Origin of the sequence: Rhizobacter sp., from assembly GCF_031412495.1 — a bacterium.
Lineage (GTDB): Bacteria > Pseudomonadota > Gammaproteobacteria > Burkholderiales > Burkholderiaceae_C > Schlegelella_A.
In genome coordinates, this window is the sequence record NZ_JANODC010000043.1 from 1 (window position 1) to 3,175 (window position 3,175).

Consider the following 3,175-nt stretch of genomic DNA (forward strand, 5'->3'; position numbering starts at 1 on the left):
CTCCTCGCCGATCGACGCGGCGACGCTGTCGAGCCCGACCGGGCCGCCGTCGAAGCGGTGAATGACGGCCTCGAGGAGCTTCCTGTCCATGACGTCGAGGCCGTGCAGGTCGACGTCGAGCATCGCCAGGGCGCGGTCGGCCAGCGGCTTGGTGATCGCGCCGTTGCCCTTGACGTCGGCGAAGTCGCGGACGCGGCGCAGCAGCCGGTTTGCGATTCGCGGCGTGCCGCGCGAGCGCCGGGCGATCTCGATGCCGCCTTCGGCATCGAGCGGCACGTTCAGGAGCCCGGCCGAGCGGTGCACGATCCTGGCCAGCTCCTCGGCGCTGTAGAACTCGAGCCGGGCGACGATGCCGAATCGGTCGCGCAGCGGGTTGGTCAGCATGCCGGCGCGGGTGGTCGCGCCGATCAGCGTGAAGGGCTGCAGCTCGAGCTTGATCGAGCGCGCCGCCGGGCCGTCGCCGATCATGATGTCGATCTGGTAGTCCTCGAGGGCCGGGTAGAGGATCTCCTCGACGATCGGCGACAGCCGGTGGATCTCGTCGATGAACAGGACGTCGTTTTTCTCGAGGTTGGTGAGGATGGCGGCGAGGTCCTTCGGCTTTTCCAGAACCGGCCCCGAGGTCGAGCGCAGGTTGACGCCGAGCTCGTTGGCGATGATGTGGCTGAGCGTCGTCTTGCCCAAGCCGGGCGGGCCGAACAGCAGGACGTGGTCCATCGCCTCGCCGCGCATCCTCGCTGCGCCGATGAAGATCTCGAGCTGTTCGCGCGCCTTCGCCTGGCCGATGTATTCGGCGAGACCCTTGGGCCGAAGCGCCCGCTCGATGGCCTCCTCGTTCGGCGACACCGGGGCGCTGCTGACCACGCGCACCGAGGCCGGGCGCGGCAGGTCGGGGCGCGCCGCGAACTCGTCGGTGTGGATGCTCATCGCGCGATTATGGGCACCTGCCCCGGTTGCTAGACTCGCCCGATGTGCCCGCTGCCAGCCTTCATGTCGCGCCTGCCGAGGGCGCTCTCGACGCTGCTTCTCGGCGCCGGCCTCGCCTTCGTCGGCCCGGCGCTCGCGCACGGCGGCGACGCCGGCGACGTCGCCATCGGCCACCCCTTCGCGACGCCGACCGTCCCCGGCGCCAAGAACGGCGCTGCCTACGTCGCAAGGCTCGAGAACAAGGGTGCCCAGGCCGACCGCCTCCTGCGTGCCAGCACGCCGGCCGCGGCGAGCGTCGAGCTGCACTCGATGACCGTCGACGCGCAGGGGATCATGCGCATGCGCGAGGTCGACGCCATCGTCCTGGCGCCCGGGTCCACGGTCCGCATGCGCCCGGGGCAGGGCGTGCACCTGATGCTGGTCGGCCTGCGCGAGCCCTTGCGCGAAGGCGCCTCGTTCCCGATGACGCTCGAGTTCGAGCGCGGCGGCAAGGCCGAGGTCAAGGTCGTGGTGCAGCAGCCAAAGCCGGTCGATGGCGCCGCGGCGCACCCGAAGGCGCATCCGCACTGAGCTCGGCCAGCCGGGGCAGGTGCGGGCCCGGGGCCGATGCGCAGCGGGATCTACTTCGCGAGGGCGCGCAGGGCGAGCTTGATGCCGGCGGCCACCTCGACCTCGGCCGGCAGCGTCTTCAGCGTCGCGGCGGCGTCCCGGTCGCTGTAGCCGAGAGCGATCAGCGCCTGCAGGATGTCGGCCTGGGCGGAGCCGATGCTCGTCGGCGTCGCCACGGCGTCGCCGAGCTTGCCCTTCAGCTCCAGCAGCAGCCGTTCTGCCGTTTTCTTGCCGATGCCGGGCACCTTCACCAGGCGCGCGCTCTCCTGCAGGCTCACCGCGCGGGCCAGCTCGTCGACGGCGAGCCCCGAGAGAATGGCCAGGGCGGTGCGCGGGCCGACCCCGGAGATGCGGACCAGGAGGCGAAACGTCGCCCGCTCTTCCCGGGTGAGGAAGCCGAACAGGATCTGGGCGTCCTCGCGGACGACGAAGTGGGTCAGCAGGGTGACCTGCCGGCCGACCTCGGGGAGGTTGTAGAAGCTGCTCATCGGTACGTCGACCTCGTAGCCGGTGCCGTTGACGTCGACGAGGATCTGCGGCGGCGTCTTTTCCGCCAGGGTCCCGGTGAGGCGGCCGATCATGGGCGGATTATCCGGCCTGTCCCTTGCCGGTTCCCCGACAATCCGGTCCGGCCGCACCGGCCGACCGACACCCGCACCGCCTTGCCCGTGATCCTCCGCCACGCCTTCATCCCGCCTGACAACGAGCGGTTGGCCAACCTGTCCGGCAGCCTCGACGAGCACCTGCGCACCATCGCGGCGGCCTTCGAGGTCAAGATCCAGCGCCGCAACGAATCGTTCCGCATCGAGGGGCCCAAGGGACGGGCCGAGCGGGCCGTCGTCCTGCTGCAGCAGCTGTACGGGCGGGCGGCGCGGCCGATCGGCGGCGACGAGCTCGAGCTCGCCATCCTCGAGGTGCTGAGCGAGCCTGTGCCGCCGCCCGCCGCCGACGCCGCCGAGCCGGGTCCGACGGAGGTCGACCTGCGCCTGCGCACGCGGCGCCACGACCTGGTCGGGCGGACGCCGAACCAGGTCGCCTACCTGCGCACCATCCTGAGCCACGACATGACCTTCGGCATCGGTCCGGCCGGCACCGGCAAGACCTACCTGGCGGTCGCCTGCGCAGTCGACGCCCTCGAGCGCAACACCGTGCAGCGGATCATCCTGACCCGGCCCGCCGTCGAGGCCGGCGAGCGGCTCGGCTTCCTGCCCGGCGACCTGGCGCAGAAGGTCGATCCCTATCTGCGCCCGCTCTACGACGCCCTCTACGAGCTGATGGGCATCGAGCGCGTCGCCAAGGCCTTCGAGAAGGCGACCCTCGAGGTCGCGCCCCTGGCCTTCATGCGCGGCCGGACCCTGAACCACGCCTTCGTCATCCTCGACGAGGCGCAGAACACGACGCCGGAGCAGATGAAGATGTTCCTGACCCGGATCGGCTTCGGCTCCAAGGCCGTGGTCACCGGCGACACCAGCCAGGTCGACCTGCCGCGCGGCGCGACCTCGGGCTTGATCGACGCCGAGCGCGTGCTGGCCGACGTCAAGGGCATCGCGACGACCCGATTCACGGCGGCCGACGTGGTGCGCCATCCGCTCGTCGCCCGCATCGTCGAGGCCTATGGCGCGGCCGACGAACGTTCCTG

At 71.1% G+C, this 3,175-nt stretch carries 4 protein-coding genes; 2 read left to right on the plus strand and 2 right to left on the minus strand.

The genetic code is table 11. From position 1 onward, the window contains the following. A partial coding sequence (ruvB, locus tag AC30N0_RS01555; protein ID WP_489516180.1) for a Holliday junction branch migration DNA helicase RuvB occupies positions 1–927 on the minus strand: 927 nt, incomplete at its 3' end. Between the two features lie 42 nt (positions 928–969). On the opposite strand from ruvB, the gene AC30N0_RS01560 reads away from it, so the two are divergent. Further along, complete coding sequence (locus AC30N0_RS01560; protein WP_489516181.1) at positions 970–1,497, plus strand: copper chaperone PCu(A)C; 528 nt, start codon at positions 970–972, stop codon at positions 1,495–1,497. A 50-nt stretch (positions 1,498–1,547) separates the two neighbouring features. Here the strand turns inward: AC30N0_RS01560 and ruvA are convergent, their stop codons facing one another. Beyond that, positions 1,548–2,117, minus strand: a complete 570-nt coding sequence (ruvA, locus tag AC30N0_RS01565; RefSeq protein WP_489516182.1) for a Holliday junction branch migration protein RuvA — start codon at positions 2,115–2,117, stop codon at positions 1,548–1,550. Positions 2,118–2,204: 87 nt separating this feature from the next. On the opposite strand from ruvA, the gene AC30N0_RS01570 reads away from it, so the two are divergent. Further along, positions 2,205–3,175: PhoH family protein (locus tag AC30N0_RS01570; protein WP_489516183.1), on the plus strand; the 971-nt coding region annotated here is incomplete at its 3' end.